We start from the raw sequence: 22,032 nt of genomic DNA on the forward strand, positions 1-22,032 counted from the left end.
CGGTGGCTATAGCATTGGGGGGCAGTTTGCCCTACACTCTGTTCTGGACAGCGCACGGCGAATGCCCCTCTGACATTCCATCCGTAGCCTGTGTGAGGAGACCCGGATTCAAGTTGGAGAAGCTCAAACGTTACACTGCCAAGGATGCCGAAGAAACCTACCTCGTCCCCCACTGGGCGGCGGGGTTTTTTCGGGTAGGGGAGGATGGCGAGCTCGAGGTCACCCCTGAAGGGCCGGATGGCCCCAGCGCTTCGCTGTACGAAATTGTGCAGGATCTGCGCGATGAAGGCCGTCCGCTGCCGGTGATGCTGCGTTTCCCGCAGATTTTAGAAGCCCGGGTTCTGGCGCTCAACGAAGCCTTCAAGCGGGCCATCAAGAAGTACCACTACCACGCCGGTTATCAGGGGCTTTTCCCGGTTAAGGTGAACCAACGGCGCATGGTCGTCGAAACGGTGGCCCGAGCCGGCAAGCAGTACGCCTACGGCCTCGAGGCCGGTTCCAAAGCCGAGCTGGCCCTGATTCTGGCCCAGGATTTGCACCCCGAGTCCATCATTGCCTGCAATGGCTTTAAAGATGATGACTTCATTCGCCTGGCCCTGATGGGCAAAAAGCTGGGCAAAAATGTGGTGATTACCCTGGAGAAATTTGCTGAGCTGGGGCGGGTTATTCGCATTGCGCAGGAGCTGGGGGTGGAGCCTCAGATTGGCATCCGCTACAAGCTCAAGACCAAGGGTTCGGGGGCCTGGGAGGAGTCTGGGGGCGAGGCGGCCAAGTTTGGCTTTACCACCCCTGAAATTATCCGGGCCGTGGACATCCTGGCTGAAGCCGGGATGCTGGGCACCATTGCCATGCTGCACTCGCATATCGGCAGCCAGGTAACGGACATCCGCCGCATCAAGCAGGCCGTGCGCGAAATAGCCCAGACCTACGTACAGCTTCGTAAGCTGGGGGCTCCGGTGCGCTACCTTAACCTGGGGGGTGGCCTGGCCGTAGACTACGACGGCTCCAAGACTGCTTTCTACGCCTCCGCCAACTACACCCTGGAGGAATACGCCGAAGACCTGGTGTACGTGACCAAGGAAATCTGCGATGGCCACGGAGAACCGCACCCCATCCTGGTGACCGAGTCGGGGCGGGCCGTGACCGCCTACCACAGCGTGCTGATTTTGGAAGTGGTGGATACCATCCGGCCTCCAGGTGAAGAAAAGCTCGAGCAGCCCAAGGATGCCCACCCGGTGGTGAAGGATATGTTCGACCTGGCCAGGGGTATCTCAGCCAAAAATTACCGCGAGGTCTACCACGACGCCTTCGCCAACAAGGACACCATCCAGAACCTCTACGACCTGGGCCTCATCTCGCTGCGCGACCGGGCCGCTGCCGAGGCGCTCTTCTACCAGATTGCCCGTAAAACCCTGAAGCTGGCCCTGGAGCTCGACTACCCTGCCGACGAGCTCGAGGACCTGCAAAAGATGCTTGCCGACAAACTGGTCTGCAACTTCAGCCTTTTCCAGAGCCTGCCCGACACCTGGGCCATCAAGCAGATGTTCCCCATCGTGCCGCTCTCACGCCTGAACGAGCGCCCCACCCGCGAGGCCACCCTGGTCGACATCACCTGCGACTCCGATGGCAAGATTGACCGCTTCATAGACACCCACGACGTGCGCAATACCTTGCCTGTACACGAAATTCGCCCGGGAGAACCTTACTATCTGGGGGTTTTCCTAACTGGGGCCTACCAGGACGTGCTGGGCATGAGTCATAACTTGTTTGGCCGTATCGGCGAGGCTCACGTGGTCGTGGATGAAGATGGCTACGACATCGAGCGCTTCATAATAGGAGAGAAAGCCCGCAAGGTAATCGAAAAGATGGGCTACGAGGAGGGTGAGCTGGCCGAGGCCGTAGAAAAGCTGGTGCGCTCCTCCAAGAAACTTACCCCGGCTGAGAAGGGATCTTTCATGGAACTGTATGCGCGGGAGCTGGTGGGATATACATACCTGGAAGACTAGCCCTAATCGTACCAATGACGCCAATCACTGACTACGAAGTGCTAATTGTGGGTGCCGGGTTTGCTGGCAGCGAAGCCGCCTACGCCCTGGCTAAACGAGGGGTGCGGGTGGGCCTGGTGACCACCAGCCTGGACTCGGTTTTCCTAGCCTTTACGCCTATCCAGGCGCCGTTTCCCCAGGGCTCGCTGCTGGCCGAGATCGGCCAGGAGGGCCTGAAGGGTTGGGAACTGCACAGCCGGGCCAAGTACCGCCTGGAAAACCAGCCAAACCTGCACCTCCTGCAACTCTCGGTCACGCGATTGCTGTTGGATGGCCAAGCGGTTGTGGGCGTCGAAAGCTGGGAAGGGCCGCGCAAGACCGCGCCAGTGGTGGTGCTGGCGGTGGGCAGTTTTCTTTTGCCCAGGCTCTATATTGGCAGCGTGGCTGAGGAGGCCGGGCGGCTCTCGGAGGTAGCCTACCCCGACCTGTACCAGCACCTCCAGCAGCTTGGCTTTGCCTTTACTCCCCAAGAGGCCCAGGTCGCCAGGCAGAGCGGAACCCCTGGTTACCGGGTGACGTATCAGGTTTTCGCCGAAGCAGAGTGGGACTCGGCCACCTTCCGACTACACCGCCTGGAGGGGTTGTACGCCGTCGGCCTGTGCGTGCTGGGGCAGGGAACGTATGCCCAGATGGCCGAGGAAGGGATGCGGCTGGCGGAAAGCCTGCAGACTACAGTCAATCGTCGATAGTCGAATGACCATAGACCTATAGACCACGCAACTTGCAACTAGACCACGCAACTTGCAACTACAAAAGCCGTAGAGACTTGGTTTCAACCAACTCGAGTATCTTGCGATCCAGCCGCGATAAGGGGCGGCGTTTGGGATCTTCCTTGGCCACCCAGGGAGCTTTGTAAACCTGAATGTTAAGCTTGCGGTGCGTGAAGTCGTGGCGAACCGCGCCCACCGGCTCAGCTTTGTCCAGCCTAAAGCGGGCCAGCAAGCGCTCTAAAGCCCCTGGGTCTTCCTCCATCGGAACCCCCCAAAGCCCGCCCAGCACGGGGCCCTGGCGCAGTTCCAGGTGGATGCCCGCAGGCCCCTGCAAGACCAGTGCTACCATCTCGAGGCTTTTCTGCAGGCGTTTTTGAGCAGTAGGGTAGCGCTCGGGGTGGTTCTTTCCCTGGCAGAACGGGGCTACCGGGCAGGCCCCGCAGCTTGGGTTTTGGGGGGTGCAAACCGTGGCCCCCAGCTCCATCAGGGCCTGATTCCAGTCGCCGGGTGTGTCTTTATCGCCTCTAAGGTTCACCAGCTGGGCCATCAGGGTATCGGCGGCCTCCTGCACCTGTTTGGGGCTGGGCTTTTCCCAGGCAAACAGGCGCGACAGCACCCGCCGCACATTGCCATCTACCGCTGCGACGGGCTCCCCAAAGGCCATCGAGGCCACTGCGGCGGCGGTGTAGGGGCCGATACCGGGCAGAGCGAGCAGTTCAACGGACGAGCAGGGAAGCGCCTGGCCAGCGAAAACAAGCTGTTGGGCCAGCTTGTGCAGGTTGCGGGCCCGGGCGTAGTAGCCACAGCCTTGCCAGGCCTTCAAAACATCTTCCTGGCTGGCTTGGGCCAGGGTTTCCAGGTTGGGAAATTGCTGCAAGAAGCGCAGGTAGTAGGGAATGGCCTGCTCGACCCGGGTCTGCTGCAAGAGCATCTCCGATAGCAAAATCCTGTATGCGTCAGATTCCCCTCGCCACGGCAGCTTGCGCTTGTGGAGTTGGTACCAGTTGAGCAGGTCTTTGTGGAGGTTGCTGAGCATGGAAAAGCCGTGGGTTGGGCGGTTCAGCAAAAGGCCTAGCCGAAAAGCTGCCGATGTACAACCATCAAGCAGCGATCCTGCACCACCGGGATTCCGGCTTGCCGCAGGGTTTCGGAAAAGGCGTTGTTCAAAATCCCCGATTGCAGCCAGACCAGCTTGGGCTTGGCGGTCAGGATCTCTTCCAGGTGGTTGGGCAGGGCCTCGCTGCGGCGAAAGACAACTACAATATCTACCGGCTCCTCTAGATCGGTCAGGGTGCTGACCGCGACTTGACCCCAGAGTTCTTGTTCGGCGTAAACAGGGTTCACAGGAAACAACTGATAACCTTTGCGCCCCAGATAGTCGGGTACATAGAACGCGGCTTTGCTGGGATTGGGGTGGGCCCCCAGCACTGCTACCGTGCGGGCTGAGGCCAGAAAGTCGCGCAGATTATCCATTTCTAGGCACCATATTGACGCAAGAGGTCAGCAATGACGGTATGCCCGCTCTCGATAGCGAGTTGTAGGGGGGTTTTACCCTGAAAATTCTGCCAGCTCAGATTTGGATTGGCGTTTTCCAACAACCAGCGCACTGCATCGGTATGGCCCCGCCCCACCGCCAGCCCCAGGGCCATGCTGCTACCTTCCTGGGCTCCATGGCTCCAGACCAGTTCCAACATCTCCACCCGGCTCGAGAGGGCCGCATGGGGCAGCAAGGCAATTCCGTGGGCGCTTTTGTGCTGGGCCTGCGTGGGTTCGCGCTCTAACATCGCCCGAACGGTTTCCACCTGCCCCAGCATAGCCGCCGTGGAGATTTCCAACGGGGCTCCTCTAGACAGCAAAAACTCCGCAATAGCTCGGTTCCCCACATGGGCGGCCCCTTGAATGGCTGTTTCGGTGTCCCCTGGTTGCCATTCGTGAGCCAGGTTCAGCAACTCGGGGGTTTCGTCCAGCATGGCCTGCACTTTTGCCAGATCGCCATGCCCAGCTATCACAAACTCACGGATGCGCTCAGGGGAAAGGCTCATAACCTCAGCTTAGCGCGGTTCGCGAGTGTTAAGATAGGTGCCCTTGTTCGATGTGCTCATATGCTCAAACAAACCGCTCGGGGTGGGTGGCCTGGTAGAGCCGCCAGGAATCCCAGTCGCGAGGGCGTGCTTGCAACTCGGCCCAGTGCCAGAAGTGCATTAGCATGGAGCGTGCCGTGCGGGTCTCGTGATAGAAGATGTCGGCCCCCAGCCCGCCCGCTTCCATCAGGCCCGAGTCGTAATAGGCCTGCAGGGCTGTTTGCAGGTTGTAGGGAATCTGGCGAAAGTCCACCTGCACGTGGTTTTCCCCGATTTCCACCACCACATACTGAGCCCTTACGTCGCCGTTGAAGGGCGCCCCCACGGCCCCGCTGTTGAGCACCAGGGCCTCGCCCAACTGGTACATGAAGGGGCGGTGGGTATGCGACCCCACCAGCAGGCGGGCCGGGTAGTCCTCGCTGATTTCCACCAGGGTGCTCAGGACTTGGTGTTCGTCGTAGCCTTCCCGGTAGTGACGGGGCGAGCCATGGGTAGCCCGCACCAGCACGCTTTCACCCAGGCCTTCGGCTTTATCCAGGCCCAGGGCCCGCCGGGGTGCTTCCTCGATTACCACTTGAAAAGGTAGGCTGCCCAGCCAGTCCAGATGGGCTCGAGAGAGCTGGGCCACCGACCAGGCCGTGGGCTCGAACAAGGGGTCGGTGTAAAGGTCGTTAAGCGAAGGGTCGCGCTGGGCCCATTTGACCAACAAGTCGTCGTGGTTGCCCAGGGTAAACCAGAAGCCCTCGGGGGCCAGGGCGCGGCCCTGTTTGGAAGACGACAGATCCAGCAGACGTTCCAGTACCTCGCGGTTGGAAGGCCCCCGGTTCACGATATCGCCATTGACCACCACCAGCCGGGGCCGGACTTCCTGCAGGTCGGCCAGGACGGCCTCGAGCGCCGGAAGATTGCCGTGAATATCCGACAAGATGGCAACACGCATACTCAGTTTCCGGGTGCGAAGGGGTTGCGCTGCAGGGTGATGATGCCGGTGACCAGGGCCACTATGGCCAGCAGGCTGACGATGCTCAGGGCCTGTAAAAGCATCCAGAAAAAGTCCCGTAGACCCCACAGGGGAGAGGTTTTGGGGGTTTGGCGCAGCAGCAAAAACCCCGTCAGGGTAATAACCCACAAAAACGCCAGAACCACCAGCGCTCTGCCCACAGCTTTTTAGGATAACAGCCCAACCCAATTCCAAATAGCACAGTTCCCACCATTACGCCAAACGCCACATGCGTGTGTTCTACAGCAGTACAGGCTGCTTCACTTGCCTTCTGAGTTGTCGGGGTTTTCCTCGTTGCCGGGGCTGGAGTTACCTGAACCTGAACCGGGCGTCCCGCTTCCCGCTGGGGTTCCGGCAGGCGGTGTGGGGGGCGCAGGGGCGCGCTGGTTGGGGGGTGGCGGGGCTTGTCCGGCGTTTACGCTGGCCCAGGCATAAGAGGCGCGCAGCATGTCCAGGTCTTTCTGGTCTACTACACCATCGCTGTTGAGGTCGCCTTCCAGTTTTGGGGTGGCGGGGGCTGATGCCTGGGGTGCTGGCGCGGCCGAATCGGTAGGGGGTGAGGGGGGGCCTGGTGGGGTCGACGTGGAGGTAGGCTGGGCTGGTTCGGGTTGGGCGGGCTGTGCCTGTCCAGGTTGAGGAGGCTGTGCCTGTCCAGGTTGGGCGGGCTGTGCCTGTCCAGGTTGGGCGGGCTGCGCGGGGCTGGGGGGTACGGGTTCGGTGGGGGGGGTGTTCTCGGCAGCGCCGGGAGGGTTGGCGGCCTGGTTTTCAGGGGGAGCGGGCGGGGTCGCTTGTGCTTCGGTCTGGCCTTGGGGGGAGCTGTTTTCAGGGGCTTGGGGGGTGTTGGCTGCAGGCGCTTGGGGAGCGGTGGTAGCGGGGGTCAGGCGGCGGCCCCAGTTGCGGGCAAGGGCCTCGAGGTCGCTGTACTTGTAGCGCCCCTGGGTGCTTACCCGCTCGATGGCTTGGGCGTTGCCGGCCAGTTTGCCGTTTTTGTCGTAGAAAGCCACCCGGGTTTCGCGGAAGCTGGCTTCGGGCCGCACCTTTTTGTCGGGCAGGGGGGCGGCGGTGAAGCGGAAAACTTCGAAGTCTTTGCGTGGGCCGATAAAGGCGGCATCAATATCCACCAGGCCCTTTTCCTCATCGTAGCGAAGCACATAGAGCACGCCGGCATCGGCCTTGAAGGTATCCAGGGTGGCTTTGAGGTCTTTTAGGGGAATTTGTGCCTGAAAGCCCCTGGCCTCGCGGTCGCGCACCCTGAACAGGTAGGGGAAGGGGTCGGATACCTCGGCCAGGGGGAAGACCTGGTCGAGCCGGGGGGGCGGGGTTTCCCCTATGACCAGGGTTACTTTTTGGGTGCGATTGGAAAGGTTGGCGTCCTCTACGCTCACCGTGAGCTCGAAGTTGCCCTTTTCCTGGGGCGTGCCGCTGATGCGCCCGTTGCTGTAGGTGAGGCCTTTGGGCAGGTTACCCTCGAGGCTGAACTTGTAGGGGCGGATGCCGCCGTCTGCGGTGAGGGTGGTGTTGTAGGGTTCGTCTACATAACCCGTGTCGATTCGAAGTGTCAGACGAAGGGGTTGACGGCTTTGGTTGTTCTGGCTGTCCGAACCGCAGGAGGCCAGCAGAATACCTAAGAATAAGGGTAAACCCGCCCACAGAACCCTGCTCAATACCGGTAACCCGCGCATGAGTCCAGTTTAGACCGCCGGATGAAGGCTGGTTGTGAAAATGGCCTGGCTTTTACTCATGCGGGTACAGCAATGGGGCCTCCACGATAAGCACGATGGGGCATGCCTTCAGCGTTTGGGGCTTGTATAGTGTGGGGCATGAGTGTTAAGCCCGACTGGTGGATACGTGAAAAAGCCAAGCAAGGCATGATTGAGCCCTTCGAGGAGCGCCTGGTGCGCGATGGGGTGATCAGCTACGGGCTCTCGAGCTTCGGCTACGACCTGCGGGCGGCCCGCGAGTGGAAAATTTTCGCCAACGTGTTTCACACCATTGCCGACCCCAAAGGCCTGGATCCCAAGAGCTTCGTGGACTACGAAGGCGACGAGGTGATCATCCCGCCCAATTCCTTTGTGCTGGCCCGCAGCATGGAATATATCCGCATGCCCGATAACGTTTTGGCAATCGCCATCGGCAAAAGCACCTATGCCCGGGTGGGCATTGTGGCCAACATCACCCCCCTGGAGCCCGGCTGGGAGGGGCACGTGACCCTCGAGTTCTCCAACACCACCCCCCTGCCGGCCAAGATGTACGCGGGTGAAGGGGTGGTGCAACTGGTGTTCTTCGAGGGGGAGCGCCCGGAGGTGACCTACAGCGACCGCAAGGGTAAGTACCAGGGCCAGCTGGGCATTACCCTCCCCAGGATTTGAGCGAAGCCCAAAGCTGAAGGCTAAACCCCGAAAAGCAAAACCTTTACTGCCCTCGACACCTGGCCCTGAACCCTTCTGGCGTGTTCTCATCTGGGTAAGTAAACTGTTTCAGATGCGCGTTGCTTTGATCGTTGCCGTTCTGGTGGCCCTGGCCGCTGCCGCCTTTTTCTTGTGGCAGGGGAGTGGAGCAGACCGCAGTTTTGGAGGAAACATGGAAGCCCTGCCCTATAAGTCCGACAAGCCCGTGACCAAGTTTGCCAAGCCCGAGCAGGTGATTGACCCTGCCAAATTCGACTACTACGCCGAAATTGAAACCAGCAAGGGAAAAATCGGTATAGATTTATATGAAACAGAAGCGCCCAACACGGTCAACTCGTTTGTATTTTTGGCCCTCCACCGATACTTTGAGGGCATTGTGTTTCACCGGGTCATTCCGGGGTTTGTGGCCCAGACCGGCGACCCCACCGGCACCGGCATGGGCGGCCCCGGCTACCAGTTTGGCCTGGAAGTGACCCCCAAGCTCAACTACGACAAAAAAGGTGTGCTGGGCATGGCCCGCACCATGGATCCCAACTCCAACGGCAGCCAGTTCTTCATCACCTATGGCCCCACCCCCAACCTCAACCAGCAGTACACCATTTTTGGGCAGGTGGTACAGGGAATGGATGTGGTGGAAAATATCAACCCCACCGAAGGCCCCCAGGCCCGCCGGGAACGCGACAAGATTTTGTCGGTGAAAATATTTGCGAAGAGCAAATAGGCTTTAGTTCCGAGCCGATGGCTTTTGGGCTATCCGGTACCTGCATGATTCCCGAAGGCACCCGCTACTTTCTGCCCCCCGAGGCCCGCCAGCGCCGCGAACTACTGGAGCGGCTGGTAGGGCTCTTGTACGGCTGGGGGTACGAGCCGGTAGAGCTGCCCTCACTGGAAATCTACGACCCAGGGCACACCCTGGCCGAGCGCGCTTTCAAGCTCGTAGACAAAACCGGCGAGGTACTGGCTTTGCGCTCGGAGTTTACCACCGCGGTAGCAGGGCTTCTGCGTAGCAACGGGCGGCTGGTGTCGGGCCAGCCGGTGCGCATGCAGTATGCCGGAACCCTCTGGCTGCGCGAGGCCAATGCTGAACTGGGGCGCAGCCGCGAGTTTAGCCAGGTGGGAGCCGAGCTGGTGGGGGTGAGCAGCCCCCAGGCCGACGCCGAGGTGCTCGAGCTGGCCTGGGAAGCGTTGCAACTCATCGGCTTCCCCGAGGCCAAGATCGAGGTGGGGCTGCCCGCCCTGGTGCGGGATTTGCTGGACGCCACGGGCCTGCCCGACGAAAAAAAGGAGCGCTTGCGCCAGGCCATCCACCGCAAGAACAGCCCTGAGCTTTTGTCCTTGCTGAAGGACTACCTGGTACACCCCAGCTTGCAAAAGGCCCTGCTGGCCCTGCCCGACCTGTACGGTGGGCGGGAGGTGCTGGAAGAAGCCCGCAGGCTGCCCCTCTCGGGCAAAGCCCAGGCCGACCTGGACTGGCTCGAGGCCGTCCTGGCCCTGCTGCCCGAAGTACCGTTGCTTCTTGACCTTGGCCGGGCCCGGCTCCTGACCTTCTACACCGGCCTCAACTTCCAGGCCTACACCCCCGACTTTGGCCTGCCCTTGCTGGGCGGGGGCCGCTACGATGGGGCTTTGCTGCCTTATGCGGCGGGCTTTGCCCTGGGGCTCGAGCGGGTCATGGAGGCGCTACGCCTGCCGTTGTCCGAGGTTCCGCCAGAGGTACTGGCGCTGGATCGGGCTCTGGCGCGAAAGCTGCGCTCGGAGGGCAAGCGGGTAGAACTGGCCTGGACAGCTAACCTGCGCGACCTGAAGGAGTACGCTTTGGAAAAAGGAATCCGCTGGCTGGCGGTAGAGGGGCGGCTCGAGCCCATCGGGTAAGTTCACACCGGCAACTCGGTGGTGCTCTTGACCTGCCGCAGCACCGCAGAGGAGATTACCGTGCTCAGGCCCGGAATGGCGGTGAGGTGATCCAGTAAAAATTTCTGAAACTCGTTCAGGTCGGCCACCATAATCTTGAGCAAAAAGTCATCCTCGCCCATCACCACGTGACACTCGGTGACCTCGGGGTATTTGAGCACCTCCTGCTCGAAACGCTCCACATCGACGCGGCTTTTATGGTCGAGTTTGACCCGCACAAACACGCACAGGCTGCGGCCGATTTTGTCCTTGTCTAGGAGGGCCACATAGCCCCGAATCACCCCCAGTTCTTCCAGTCGCCGAACCCGGCGCAAGCAGGTCGAGGGGGAAAGGTGAACCTGCTCGGCCAGTTCGCTGTTGGGGATGTGGGCCTGGCGCTGAAGGATGCTCAAAATTTTGCGGTCTTTTTTATCCAGTTCAATAGTTACCATTGGATTGCTTTATCCTAGCATTCTGTGCAATTCAATTGCATTAAAGAGCAAAAAGCCGGGCGTTATCGCAAGCTTTTACCATCCAAATGGTGCTAGTCTAAAAGCAAACCCGAGGTATGCTTATGAAAATCAAAACCCAGGCCGTGCACGCCGGACACCACCCCGACCCCATAACCGGAGCCCATGTGGTGCCCATCTTCAGCACTTCCACTTTCGCCTATGGTTCGTTTGCCAGGGGAGAGCGGCTTTTTGCCGGAGAGGAGGCAGGCTACATCTATGGGCGCGTCGGTAACCCCACCGTGCGGGCCTTCGAAGAGAAGCTGGCCAGCCTCGAGGGGGCCGAAGATGCAGTGGCCTTTGCCAGCGGAATGGCCGCCATCAGCGCACTGTGCAACACCCTGCTGGCCCCCGGCGACGAAATCGTGTATCTGGCCCCCCTGTACGGCGGTACCGAGGGCTACTTTCTGGAAACCCTGGCCAAATTTGGGGTGCGGGTAACCGATGCGGGGAGTGTGGAGAACCTGCCCCAGGCCCTTTCGCCTGCCACCCGGATGATCTACCTCGAGACCCCCACCAACCCCACCCTGCGCATCTACGACCTTGCGGCGGTGGCCCAGCTTGCCCGCGCAAGAGGGGTGCTGACGGTGGTGGACAACACCTTTGCCACTCCCTACCTGACCCGCCCCCTGCAGCACGGCATTGACCTGGTGCTGCACTCCGCCACCAAATACCTGGGCGGCCACGGCGACTGCCTGGCAGGGGTGCTGGCCGGCCCCAGGGAGCTCATGGAAGCAGTGCGGGCCGAGGGGCTGCGGCATATCGGCGGTACCTTGGGGGCCTTCGAGGGCTACCTGATGCTGCGGGGCCTCAAGACCCTGCCCCTGCGCATGGAGGCCCACTGCGCGGGTGCAGCTCAGGTAGCCGAATACCTCTCCCAGCACCCTGCCGTGCGGCGGGTCTACTACCCCGGCCTGCCCTCCCACCCCGGCCACGAGACGGCCCGGCGGCAGATGCAGGGCTTTGGGGGGCTGGTCTCCATTGAGCTGGAGTCCAAACAGGCTGCGGCCATTTTCCTGGATAGCCTGAAGCTTTTCACCCAGGCCGTAAGCCTGGGCGATGTGGAGTCGCTGGCCACCCACCCGGCCTCCACCACCCACCAGCTTCTGCCGCCCGAGATTCGGGCTGCCCACGGCGTCAGCGATGCGCTGGTACGCCTTTCGGTGGGCATCGAGGACCCCGAGGATTTAATTGCCGACCTCGAGCAAGCCCTTGCCCAGGTAACGCGGGCTGCGGCGGCTTCGAGGTAGCCTTTGCTCCAGGGATGCGTATTTGTGGCGAGGCGTCGGTTTTTAGGTGTGCTGGCGCCCCGGGTCGAAAGATTTGCATCTTGCCTGAACCTCGAGTTGAGCTGGTATACCAAAAAGGGTAGCATATCCTTCCATGCTGGCTCCGCAAACCGAAGAGGCTTACCGCCGCCTGCGCCGGATGATTTTGTCGCTGGAACTGAGGCCTGGCGAGCCCCTGGTTGAGCGCAAACTGGAAGAACTGCTGGCGGTTTCCCGAACCCCCATCCGGGCCGCCATTCAACAGCTTTTCCGTGAGGGGCTGGCGCAGCGCACGGGCCGGGTCTACACCGTAGCTCCCCTGGACCTGGCAGAACTCGAGGAGGCTTTTGAGTTTCGTACCTGGCTCGAGACCTACGTGGTGCGGGTGGCTGCCTCGCGTCGGCCCAACGCCCGCCAGCTTCGGGAACTGCTGGCCTCGGTAGAGGCCGACCTCGACCCCGAGGTCGAACTGGAAAAAGCCACCGATTTCCACCTGGCACTGGCCAAGCTTACCGGCAACCGCTTTGTGGTGGCCTCGCTGGCCCAGGTTTTGCAGCGCATCTACCGGGCCCGCTACCTGGAAATTACCCGCCCTCAGGGGGCCGACCAGGCCCTGAGCGACCACCTGCACTTGATCGAACTGCTGCAGCAGGGGCAGGCCGAGGCGGCGGCAGCCTTTTTGCAGAGGCACCTCGAGCGTTCCCGGGAGGCCTTATTAGAAAGCCTCGAGGGCTCCATTTTGCTGGGCGCACGCTCATCTTGACGCCCAAGGTGGGCCGGATAGAATCAATGACACGCTACACCTTGGGCGATTTTTGCCTGCTGGAGATACGGAGATAGGAGGAACCATGATGCGATTGGCAACTCTAGCTGTGGTTTTGTTAGCTGCGGGAGGTGGGCTGGCCCAGTTCACCCCGCGCAACCCCGAGTGCATCGCCCCTGCCGGGGCAGGCGGCGGCTGGGACTTCACCTGCCGCAGCGTGGCCCAGGTGATGCAAGACCTGAAGATTGTGTCCCAACCCATCAAAACCACCAACCTAACCGGGGGCGGTGGCGGGGTGGCTTATGCCAACGTGGTTACGCAGCGAAACAACGATGCCAACCTGATTGTGGCGGCCAGCCCGGCCACCACGGTGCGGCTGGCCCAGGGGCAGTTCAGCCGCTTTACCGAGCGAGATGTGCGCTGGTTGGGCGCTGTAGCGGCCGACTTTGGCCTGGTGGCGGTCAAGGCCGACGCGCCCTGGAAAACCATGCAAGAGCTGGTGGCGGCCTGGAAAGCCGACCCCGCCAAGATTGCCGTGGGCGGGGGCAGCGCGGTGGGCGGCCAGGACCACATGAAGGTGTTGCTTCTGGGCCGGGCGGCGGGTATTGAGCCGCGTTCCATCAAATACGTACCTTTCGATGGCGGTGGCCAGGCCCTGACCTCCTTGCTGGGTGGTTTTATCCAGGTATTCGCCGGAGACGCTTCGGAGCTTCGGGCCCAGGTGGAGTCCGGTACGGTGCGGGTTCTTGCCATGATGTCGCCCCGTCGCCTCCCTGCGCCCTATGCCAACGTGCCGACCCTTCGGGAGCTGGGCTACAACCTAGACTGGGTGGTCTGGCGCGGCTTCTATGTGCCCAAGAATATGCCCACCGAAGCCTACGAGTTTTGGGCCAGGGCTTTGCGGCAGGTGGAGCGCAGCCAGGAGTGGGCCAAAGTGCGCGAGCAGAACAGCCTGGGCCAGTTCTTCATGACCGGGGCCGAGTTCCAGGTCTTCATCGACCGGCAGGTCAACCAGTTCCGCAACCTCTCCCGCGAACTGGGCATCATCCGCTAGGCCCCAGCCGATGGCCGACCGCATCGTAGGCGTTTTGGTCTTGCTGCTGGCCCTGGGGTATGGCCTCGAGGCCAGCCGCATGCAGGTGGGCTTCCTTTCCGACCCTTTGGGCCCCCGGCCTTTCCCCTATATCATTGCTGTGTTGGTGGGGCTTTCGGCCTTATGGCTCATCTTCAAACCCGACCCCAGCCCCACCTGGCCGCCCGCGCGCTTCTGGCCGGTGCTGGGGCTGGTGCTCTTGAGCCTGGTGGCGTATGCCTATTTGGTGGTGCCGCTGGGTTTTATACTCACCACTACCCTTGAGATGACCTTGCTCTCGCTGCTGTTTGGCGCCCGCTGGTGGCAGGGACTGGGGGCTGCGCTGGCCTTCACCCTGGCCGTCTACTTCTTGTTCACCGAAGGGTTGGGTGTGACCCTGCCGGTAGGCCGGATTTTCGGATAGGGGAGACTAGTGGATATCCTGCAAGCCCTCCTTAATGGTTTTGGGGTCGCTTTCCAGCCCCTCAACCTGTTCCTGGTGGTGCTGGGCTGCCTGGTGGGTACGCTGATTGGGGTTTTGCCGGGTATTGGCCCCATCAGCGGGGTGGCCCTTTTGGTGCCCCTCACTTTTGCCCTCAAGATGCCGCCCGAGTCGGCCCTCATTTTGCTGGCGGGCATCTACTACGGGGCCATGTACGGCGGCTCCACCACCAGCATCCTGCTCAACATCCCCGGCGAGACCTCCTCGGTGGTCACGGCGCTGGACGGCAACAAGCTGGCCAAGCAGGGCCAGGCCGGCCCCGCGCTGGCCATGGCGGCCTGGGGCTCGTTTATTGCCGGCACCCTCTCGGTGGTGGGCCTGATGACCCTGGGCCCCTTGCTGGCCCAGTGGGCTATCCGCTTTGGGCCTGCCGAATACTTCGCCCTGATGGTCTTTGGCTTCTCCACCCTTTCGGCCCTGGCCGGCAAAAACCTCTTTAAGGCCCTGATCGCTACCGGCTTTGGCCTGATGCTGGCCACGGTGGGCCAGGACCCGCAGTCGGGCATCTCGCGCTATACCTTTGGGCTCTTGCAGCTCGAGGACGGCATGGACTTTCTGGTGGTGGCCATCGGGCTTTTCGCGGTCAGCGAGGTGCTGATGCTTCTGGAGGAGAAGACCCCCGGCGCCATGCGGGCCCAGGTGGGGCGTATCTACCTTTCCTTGCGGGACTTCATGGCCTCACTGCTCACCATTTTGCGTAGCAGCGTGCTGGGCTTCCTGATAGGGGTTTTGCCGGGGGCCGGAGCCTCCATAGCCAGCTTCGTGGCCTACACCACCGAGAAGCGCCTGCTGGGCGCCAGAGCCCGCTTTGGCGAGGGCGACCTGCGTGGGGTGGCGGCGCCCGAGTCGGCCAACAATGCCGCCGCAGGCGGGGCCATGATTCCCCTCCTGACCCTGGGCCTGCCCGGCAGCGGCACCACCGCCATCATGCTGGGGGCCCTGATCAGCCTGGGGGTCACGCCGGGGCCGCAGATGTTCCAGAAGAACCCCGAGGTGGTCTGGGGCCTGATTGCCTCGATGTACGTGGGCAACGCGGTGCTGCTGCTCTTGAACCTGCCTTTGGTGGGCCTTTTTGTGCGGCTTCTGGCGGTGCCGGCCTGGTTTTTGATTCCGGCGGTGCTGGCCATTAGCTTTATTGGGGTCTATGCGGTCAACAACAACCCCTTCGACCTGCTTCTGATGGCGGTGTTTGGCCTGGTGGGCTACCTGATGCGCAAGCTCGAGTTTCCCCTGGCCCCGGTGCTGTTGGGCCTGGTGCTGGGCTACCTGATGGAAATTAACCTGCGGCGGGCCATGACCATCAGCAACGGGGACGTGGGTTACCTGTTTAGCAGCCCCATTGCCATAGCGCTGTGGATACTGGCTGCGCTCTCGCTGTTCGCGCCTGTGATAATCGCCCGCTTCCGCAAGCAAGGCTTGGGGCAGGGCGATGAGGAGTTGTAGGCAGGTTAGCAACCGCTGTTCTAGAGGAAGCTTTTAGCGCATTTCCTTTACCAGAACCTGTGCAGTACCAAAGCATCCGGGATTGGTAAAAGCTTCGGTCCCTGAGCCGTTGTTGGTAGCCATTACCCAAATGCTTACGGTGTGGGTACCTGTCGGCAGGCCCGTCACCACACCGTTCATTGCTGCGTTGACCCCTGTCCCCCCGACTTCATTGCTGCGCACCAGGGCGCGGATTCTCCCGGTGGCTGTGGGGTTGTTGTCGACCCGTAACTCGAAAATGGCCCCATTTGAGCTGGTTAGGGACTGGACGTACAGCCGACCGGTGAAGGTCAGTTCGATGGTTGAGTTTGCGTCTTGCTTGTCGAAGGTTCCCAGGTCTGCGATTTTGGTGTAGGTGTTTGTGAAGGCTGCAACGGTTTCGCAGGACACTGCAATTGCTGTGCTTCGCAACAGCTCGGTGGTGGGTTTGGCCTCGAGGGCGTCCACGGCGGTCTTCAGAGCTGTGAAATTGGCGTTCAAGGCTGCCGCACTAATGACCTGCCCTGCCGAAAAACTGTTGGGAATTGTCACTGCCAACGCGCTCAAGCCCGCTGCCACGATAGCTGCACCCAAAACGAATTATTTGAGGTTCTTTCCGTTCATGGTCGCTCCTTTGAGGGCAATATAGTCAACCCAGCGTTATGTGAGCGTTATATAGACGTCTGCACCGTTGGTAATCAGTTTGTGGATTTCGGTGGGACTGCTATTATCGCCGGTCATCGTTGAAAGGTTCCGCCAGCAACGGATTGGCGGGCGAGGTGCAGCAATCGTGACCCTCCTTACGACCCCCACCCCAGAACGCGTTACCCTCGAGGCATGGAATTCCTCGGGTGGTCGCTGGTCATTCTGGCGGTGCTGCTGCTCACGGGTTGGTTGGGGCCCATTCTGGGGGGGGTGCTGGCGATTGCGGCCCTGCCGGTACTGGCAGTGCTGGGTGTGGTGCTGTTCCCCCTGCTGTTGGTGTTGCTGGTTCTGGGCCTGGTGCTGGGGGTGGTGGGCAGCGCCCTGGGGGTGGCGGCGGGCCTGCTGGGGTTTTTGCTCCAGTGGGGGCTACCCCTCCTGCTCCTGGGAGCGGGTATCTGGCTACTCACCAGAAAGCGTCGTCCGCGCTTGCAAGCCTGAATGAAAAAGCCCCCTCGAGCGAGGGGGCTCCGCATTGTGTTTTATTTACCGGTACACCACGCGCCTGCGTTCGCCCTCGAGGCGGTCTTCAAACCCTTCGAAACGGCGCTCGCTCTGATTGCGGCGCTGTCCTCCACCGGTGCGGTTGCCCTGAGAACGGCCCTGGCTACGGCCAGAGCCCTGGCGTTCGGGCAGCCGGGACTCCGCAGGCACCTCGGTGGCTTTCATCAGGCGCAGGTCGCGTAGCGCCGAATGGTCGAGCTTGCTCACATCTTCGGGCCGGATATCCACATAAGCGGCCAGCTCGCCGTCCAGGCGAATGCGCCCGATCTCGCCTGCGCCCGCGCCTTTCAGCACTGCAACCACACGGTTCACGCTGAGGCGCGAGCCTGATAGCTTGAGGGTGACCCAGTTCTCCTCGCCGGTAATCAGGCTCTTGGGGGTGGGGGCTCCGCCCAGAACTAAAGCCAGCATGCCGGCTACCGCGTCCACGCCCCCTTCGGCAATCAGGCGCTCGGCCTGTTCGCGCCAGAGCTTCTTGTCGGCCTCGGGCTGCCTGGCAATCCGGCGGGCCAGCACGGCCCACTTGGCCTCCATGACCTCTTCGGGGGTGGGGGGGTTGACCCGCTTGAAGCTGCGTTTGACCTCGCGCTCGAGGGTCTCCAGTTCGCGCTTATCGCGGGGGCCATACAGAATTACAACCTTGCCCGAGCGCCCCGCCCGCCCAGTACGACCCGAGCGGTGCAGATAAGATTCGCTTTGATCCGGCAGGCGGTAGTGTACTACCAGATCGACCTCGGGGATGTCGAGCCCCCGGGCGGCCACGTCGGTGGCGACCAACACGCTTACGGCCCCGCTGCGGAAGCGCTCCATTACGCGCTCGCGGTCAATCTGGCCCATGTCGCCGTGAATGGGGGCCGCGCTGTGGGCCCGGCTTTCCAGGCCCAGGGCCAGGTCGTTGCACTCGGCCTTGGTACTCGTAAAGACGATGGTGCGCTCGGGTGCATAGGCAAAGAGCAGATCCGAGAGCACCGAGATGCGGCCATGGATGGGGGCCTGAATAGCGACTTCCTCATAGGAGATGGCCTCGTCTTTGATGACATTGATAAGGGTAGCCCCCCGTTGAAAGCGCTCCGAAAGGCGACGCGCCCAGGTGGGTAGAGTAGCCGAGAACAACAGGGTCTGCCGGGTGGCAGGCGTGGCCTCCAGCAATTGCTCGACCGCTTCCTCAAAGCCCATCGAGAGCATCTCATCGGCTTCGTCGAGCACCACAATCTCGACCCTGGATAGCTCGAGAACGCGCTGCTCCATATAGTCGATGGCCCGCCCTGGGGTAGCTACTACCACGTCGGTGCCGCGTTTGAGGGCTTCGGCCTGCTTGCCGTAGCCGGTGCCGCCGTAGATGGGCGTTATGCTCAGGTGCGGCGCCAGCCACTCGAGTTCCTTGGCGACTTGAAGGGCCAGCTCGCGGGTGGGGGTGAGGACAAAGGCCCGGGGGGCGCGTCCGCGCTCACGGGCGGCATCCAGCCGATGGGCGATGGGGATACCAAAAGCCAGGGTTTTGCCGGTGCCGGTGCGGGCCTGGCCCAGTACGTCCTTGCCCTCCAGGGCCAGTGGGATGGCCGCAGCCTGGATGGGGGTGGCGGTGGTAAAACCTTTGGCCTCGAGGGCCCTGGCAACTTCAGATCTTAACGTAAATGCAGAAAACTCCATGTTTTAAACGTCCTTTTTGGGTGGTGGGCTGAAAAGCCTTCGAGGCGAATCCAACCCTGTAGGGTTCGAGCCGCTCATCCCAGAAAGAACCGAATGTCCAAACTGTACCGAGGTATAGGATGTACGGCTTTGTTGAACCATGCGCTTGGCCGCACCCTGCGGGAAAGTAAGCGCAACCCTTGCAGTGTGGGGGATGGCGTGGGTTTTGTCAAGGGTTATTGGTTGAAAGCCCGAAGCCAAAGGCCCAAAGCGTATGAATATTGCTAAAAATCGGACTATTACCAATTTTTGGGCTATCAGCTTCGGGGCTTTAGGATACTTCTTCACACGGCTTCTGCTATCCTTGGCCCTCGAGGTGATTGTGCGCTGGTTTGTGTTGCTTTTGTGGATTGCTGTCGCTGCTTCTGCGCAGCAGCTTGCCACCCGTCAGTTGGTACTGGACTTCGAGGGGGGGCTGGCCTACCTCAATGGTTCGCCCATCACCCTGAACCCCCCTGCCCGTGTGGTGGAGGGGCGGGCCCTTATTCCGGTGCGGGAGGTGGCCCGGGTACTGGGGGTCAGCCTGGAGAACCTGAACCATGGCACCCAGGGGGTGCGGCTGGGCAAGCTGGAACTTTATCCCGCTTTGGGCCAGGCCCGCCTGGAGGGACGACCTCTGGGTTTGAATGAGGTGGGGCAGTTGCAGGATGGGGTGATGTTCGTTTCGGCCCGCACCCTGGAAGCGGCCCTGGGGGCTGCGGTGGTGTTCGATCCGCTACAGCGCGTGCTCACCCTGACCTATATCCACGGTGCCATTGCGCGGGACACCACCCGTCCGGTTGCGCGTTTTGCTACCGACAAGCAGGAGTACAAAATCGGGGAGCCGGTGCGTATCATCGAGTACTCCTATGACCCTGACGGACAGCCGCTTTCCCTGAGCTTTACCGGACGCGAAGAAGCCTACTTCACCCCTGGCGAGAAACTGATTACCCTGGTGGTTACCAACCGCGCAGGGCGCAGCAGCGAGCCTTTTTCCCGGCGCATCGTAGTGCGGCCCGAGGTTATGTACAGTGCGCGCGATTATGCCCTGCGCTTTTACAGTGTAGGGCGCCTCTTTCTCGACCCCGAGATACTGAGCTATCCGGTTCTCGCGACCGATAGGCAGGACGGGGACGTACCCCTGCTGGTCTCCAACTCCCCTGAGCAGGTTGCGCGCTCGGGGGTGCTTTATGCCGACGCGGTAAGCGGTTCGGCCCGCCTCCTGGCCTATCACCAGAACGCCCTCCCGACTCCGGCCCGGCTGGTGGTGCTAGTGAGCAACGTGGACGTGGTACCGGTTCACCTTAAGGTCGAGCGGCTGGGCGAGACGGCGGCTACCCGGGTAGTGGCGGTGCTGGGGCAGGCGAGTCTCATGGACTTCTTGCTGGCCCAGGCAGGCGAGCAGGTGCGCCTTGAGCCCGGCCAGACGGTAGCGCTCTACCGATCGGACTTGCTGGCTGCCGGCCAGGGCCTCAATCTGATGGCCGATCTCCAGGCCAGTGGTCAGGTCAACCTGACGGTAGCGATGATCGAGGAGAGCCTGTTGCCTGCGCTCAGCAATGAGGGGCTGGCTTCTCTGCTGCCCTTGCTGCCCAACCTCGAGCCCGATGGCACCCATGTGCGCGGTACTTTTCCATCGGCGCTGCGTACCCTGCGGGTGCGACTGGAAGGCACGGTGGGCCGCATCGTGATTGGCGATGGGGTTTTTGACCCGACGCCTGCCGGCATGGATGCCCTCACGGGCCAGCCCGTGCGCCTGCGGGGCCACTACGGCCTCACCTACCGGGTTGTGCTGGACGGGGCACTCAACACGGTGGGCGCTTTCTCTCCCCGCGGAGGGGCTTATGTGGGGGCCATCCGGGTCAACGGCCTCTTGCAGCCTGTGCCGTCCAACGGGGTGCTTTTGCGTCCGGACAACCCCCTGATTTTCTTCCGCGAAACCCAGAATGATCAGGTCACCATCGAGCTCATACCGGCTTCCGGCTCGTATCTGCCGGTGAATCTGGTGGTGTACCGACTGTAGCCACTAGAAGCCCCCCGGCCCTAAGAAGCCCCCGGAAAGGGAATTACATCTACCGAATCGCCAGGCTGTGCCGAAAGGCCGGCCTCGAGCACCACCAGCGCATTCCCCACCGCCATCGAGTTCAGCACGCCGCTGGACTGGTTGCCGGTGCTTGCCACGCGGTAGCGGTCGTTTTCCCAGCGCAGCACGGCCCGCCGGTAGGCCCGCCGGGTGGGGTTGGCCTCGAAAGGGGTATCGGCCACAGCCCTCACCAGGCTGTAAGGCGCATCGGTGCGCCCCAACAGCTTGAACAGAAAAGGCCGCCCGAAGAGCAAAAACGTCACCATCGCCGAGACCGGATTGCCCGGCAGGCCCATCAGGGGTAGCCCGTTCCAGGTCGCAAAGAGCAAGGGGCCCCCCGGCTGCAACTTGACCTTCCAGAAATGGATCTCACCTTCGCGCTCCAGCATCTGCCGCACGATGTCGTACTCGCCCATCGAAACCCCACCCGTCGTGAGGAGCAGGTCAAGTTTGCCAGCCCGCTGTAGCTGGGCGCGAACTCCCTCTACACTGTCCGATGCTTTGGGTAAGATGACGGGCTCACCGCCTGCCTCCAATACCAGGCCCGCCACCGAGTAGCTATTGGAGTTGTAGACCCCACCATAGGGTAGTGGCTCCCCTGGCTCGACCACCTCGTCGCCGGTGGACAGAATACCCACCCTGGGCCGCCGAACCACCGGCAGCTGGTCGTAGCCCATGGCCGCTGCCAGCCCCACCCGGCCGGGGGTGACTAAATCGCCCTTGTGCAAATACGTCTGCCCCAGCACCAGGTCGTCGCCCTTGCGGCGAATGTCGGCAGCCGAGGCCGGTTTCATCAGCCAGACATAATCGCCCTCCCGCAGGGTGTCTTCCACCCGAATCACCGCATTGGCCCCTTTGGGTATGGGGGTGCCGGTAAAAACCTGCACGGCTTCTCCGGGCTCCAGCTTTCCGGTGAATGGTTTGCCAGCGGGCGATTGACCGACCACTTTGAGCTTGACCGGGTTGCCCAACGAGGCGCCCCTGGTGTCGGCCTCGAGGCAGGCATAGCCGTCTACTGCCGTATCGTCGGTGTAGGGGTGGTTAACCTTAGCGCTTAGTTCTGCGCCCAAAATGCCGCCGTAAGCAGCGGTCAGGGGCAACAGCTCAATGCTTTCCAGGGGTTTGGCCTGTTGCAATACAATCTCAAGGGCTGCTTCGACGGTAATGTTCTGCTTCATAGCTTCTATCCTATCCAGTTGGGGTTATCTTCGTGATACCAGGACGTCCCCCCTATTGACACATCCAAACACCTTTGATATTCTTCTCGTTGCGCCCCAATACGAAGGCTGGCGCGAGGATCATGACAAAGGGGTAGTAGATAAGGGAAGGAAGTCCATCCTGGACGCTATCTATTGTGCAAGCGATA

The 22,032-nt window shown here is 61.7% G+C and carries 22 protein-coding genes; 12 read left to right on the forward strand and 10 right to left on the reverse strand.

What is annotated here, in order from left to right; genetic code table 11:
- Positions 1-113: 113 nt before the first annotated feature.
- Together speA and Q0X23_RS08035 are read left to right on the forward strand one after the other, a co-directional pair.
- On the forward strand, positions 114-2,006 hold the full coding sequence (speA, locus tag Q0X23_RS08030) for a biosynthetic arginine decarboxylase (RefSeq protein WP_119342355.1): 1,893 nt from the start codon (positions 114-116) through the stop codon (positions 2,004-2,006).
- Positions 2,007-2,020: 14 nt separating this feature from the next.
- Positions 2,021-2,734, forward strand: a complete 714-nt coding sequence (locus Q0X23_RS08035) for an FAD-dependent oxidoreductase (protein WP_374707451.1) — start codon at positions 2,021-2,023, stop codon at positions 2,732-2,734.
- 58 nt (positions 2,735-2,792) lie between these two features.
- Here Q0X23_RS08035 and mutY read toward each other — a convergent pair whose 3' ends face one another.
- From mutY to Q0X23_RS08065, 6 genes are all read right to left on the reverse strand, one after another.
- Entirely contained in the window at positions 2,793-3,791 is a 999-nt protein-coding gene (gene mutY, locus Q0X23_RS08040) for an A/G-specific adenine glycosylase (RefSeq protein WP_297861187.1), read from the reverse strand.
- A 35-nt stretch (positions 3,792-3,826) separates the two neighbouring features.
- On the reverse strand, positions 3,827-4,228 hold the full coding sequence (locus tag Q0X23_RS08045; protein WP_297859827.1) for a CoA-binding protein: 402 nt from the start codon (positions 4,226-4,228) through the stop codon (positions 3,827-3,829).
- A gap of 2 nt (positions 4,229-4,230) precedes the next feature.
- A complete protein-coding gene (locus Q0X23_RS08050; protein WP_297859828.1) occupies positions 4,231-4,797 on the reverse strand; it encodes an ankyrin repeat domain-containing protein in 567 nt (188 codons plus the stop codon).
- A 64-nt stretch (positions 4,798-4,861) separates the two neighbouring features.
- Complete coding sequence (locus Q0X23_RS08055) at positions 4,862-5,776, reverse strand: metallophosphoesterase (protein ID WP_297859829.1); 915 nt, start codon at positions 5,774-5,776, stop codon at positions 4,862-4,864.
- A 2-nt stretch (positions 5,777-5,778) separates the two neighbouring features.
- Positions 5,779-5,997 (reverse strand): hypothetical protein, encoded by a 219-nt coding sequence (locus Q0X23_RS08060; protein WP_119342352.1) that lies wholly within the window; start codon positions 5,995-5,997, stop codon positions 5,779-5,781.
- Between the two features lie 99 nt (positions 5,998-6,096).
- Positions 6,097-7,518, reverse strand: a complete 1,422-nt coding sequence (locus Q0X23_RS08065; protein WP_297859830.1) for an Ig domain-containing protein — start codon at positions 7,516-7,518, stop codon at positions 6,097-6,099.
- A 138-nt stretch (positions 7,519-7,656) separates the two neighbouring features.
- On the opposite strand from Q0X23_RS08065, the gene dcd reads away from it, so the two are divergent.
- The 3 genes from dcd to Q0X23_RS08080 all read left to right on the forward strand — a co-directional run bounded on the left by dcd (position 7,657) and on the right by Q0X23_RS08080 (position 10,116).
- Positions 7,657-8,205 carry a dCTP deaminase gene (gene dcd, locus Q0X23_RS08070; protein ID WP_297859831.1) on the forward strand — a complete coding sequence of 183 codons (549 nt, stop codon included), beginning with the start codon at positions 7,657-7,659 and terminating at the stop codon, positions 8,203-8,205.
- Between the two features lie 211 nt (positions 8,206-8,416).
- A complete protein-coding gene (locus Q0X23_RS08075; RefSeq protein ID WP_297861188.1) occupies positions 8,417-8,965 on the forward strand; it encodes a peptidylprolyl isomerase in 549 nt (182 codons plus the stop codon).
- A 44-nt stretch (positions 8,966-9,009) separates the two neighbouring features.
- Positions 9,010-10,116: an ATP phosphoribosyltransferase regulatory subunit gene (locus tag Q0X23_RS08080; RefSeq protein ID WP_297859832.1), complete on the forward strand. Its 1,107-nt coding sequence runs from the start codon at positions 9,010-9,012 to the stop codon at positions 10,114-10,116.
- A 2-nt stretch (positions 10,117-10,118) separates the two neighbouring features.
- Here Q0X23_RS08080 and Q0X23_RS08085 read toward each other — a convergent pair whose 3' ends face one another.
- Complete coding sequence (locus Q0X23_RS08085; protein ID WP_297859833.1) at positions 10,119-10,586, reverse strand: Lrp/AsnC family transcriptional regulator; 468 nt, start codon at positions 10,584-10,586, stop codon at positions 10,119-10,121.
- A 122-nt stretch (positions 10,587-10,708) separates the two neighbouring features.
- Between Q0X23_RS08085 and Q0X23_RS08090 the strand changes: the two genes are divergently transcribed.
- The 5 genes from Q0X23_RS08090 to Q0X23_RS08110 all read left to right on the forward strand — a co-directional run bounded on the left by Q0X23_RS08090 (position 10,709) and on the right by Q0X23_RS08110 (position 15,691).
- Positions 10,709-11,893 carry a PLP-dependent aspartate aminotransferase family protein gene (locus Q0X23_RS08090; RefSeq protein ID WP_297859834.1) on the forward strand — a complete coding sequence of 395 codons (1,185 nt, stop codon included), beginning with the start codon at positions 10,709-10,711 and terminating at the stop codon, positions 11,891-11,893.
- Positions 11,894-12,026: 133 nt separating this feature from the next.
- Positions 12,027-12,674, forward strand: coding sequence for a GntR family transcriptional regulator (locus Q0X23_RS08095; RefSeq protein ID WP_297859835.1), 648 nt, complete (start codon positions 12,027-12,029; stop codon positions 12,672-12,674).
- Between the two features lie 88 nt (positions 12,675-12,762).
- Positions 12,763-13,728, forward strand: coding sequence for a Bug family tripartite tricarboxylate transporter substrate binding protein (locus tag Q0X23_RS08100; RefSeq protein ID WP_374707474.1), 966 nt, complete (start codon positions 12,763-12,765; stop codon positions 13,726-13,728).
- A gap of 10 nt (positions 13,729-13,738) precedes the next feature.
- Positions 13,739-14,170, forward strand: coding sequence for a tripartite tricarboxylate transporter TctB family protein (locus Q0X23_RS08105; RefSeq protein ID WP_297859837.1), 432 nt, complete (start codon positions 13,739-13,741; stop codon positions 14,168-14,170).
- Positions 14,171-14,179: 9 nt separating this feature from the next.
- Positions 14,180-15,691, forward strand: a complete 1,512-nt coding sequence (locus tag Q0X23_RS08110; protein ID WP_297859838.1) for a tripartite tricarboxylate transporter permease — start codon at positions 14,180-14,182, stop codon at positions 15,689-15,691.
- A gap of 33 nt (positions 15,692-15,724) precedes the next feature.
- Here Q0X23_RS08110 and Q0X23_RS08115 read toward each other — a convergent pair whose 3' ends face one another.
- Complete coding sequence (locus Q0X23_RS08115) at positions 15,725-16,288, reverse strand: hypothetical protein (protein ID WP_297859839.1); 564 nt, start codon at positions 16,286-16,288, stop codon at positions 15,725-15,727.
- Positions 16,289-16,546: 258 nt separating this feature from the next.
- Between Q0X23_RS08115 and Q0X23_RS08120 the strand changes: the two genes are divergently transcribed.
- Entirely contained in the window at positions 16,547-16,852 is a 306-nt protein-coding gene (locus Q0X23_RS08120) for a hypothetical protein (protein WP_297859840.1), read from the forward strand.
- Between the two features lie 45 nt (positions 16,853-16,897).
- Here the strand turns inward: Q0X23_RS08120 and Q0X23_RS08125 are convergent, their stop codons facing one another.
- A complete protein-coding gene (locus Q0X23_RS08125) occupies positions 16,898-18,565 on the reverse strand; it encodes a DEAD/DEAH box helicase (protein WP_297859841.1) in 1,668 nt (555 codons plus the stop codon).
- 355 nt (positions 18,566-18,920) lie between these two features.
- On the opposite strand from Q0X23_RS08125, the gene Q0X23_RS08130 reads away from it, so the two are divergent.
- A complete protein-coding gene (locus Q0X23_RS08130) occupies positions 18,921-20,606 on the forward strand; it encodes a stalk domain-containing protein (RefSeq protein WP_297859842.1) in 1,686 nt (561 codons plus the stop codon).
- A gap of 20 nt (positions 20,607-20,626) precedes the next feature.
- On the opposite strand, the gene glp is transcribed toward Q0X23_RS08130, so the two are convergent.
- Positions 20,627-21,844 carry a gephyrin-like molybdotransferase Glp gene (glp, locus tag Q0X23_RS08135; RefSeq protein ID WP_297859843.1) on the reverse strand — a complete coding sequence of 406 codons (1,218 nt, stop codon included), beginning with the start codon at positions 21,842-21,844 and terminating at the stop codon, positions 20,627-20,629.
- Positions 21,845-22,032 lie beyond the last annotated feature (188 nt).

It is taken from the genome of Meiothermus sp., assembly GCF_026004115.1.
In the GTDB taxonomy this organism is placed as follows: domain Bacteria; phylum Deinococcota; class Deinococci; order Deinococcales; family Thermaceae; genus Meiothermus.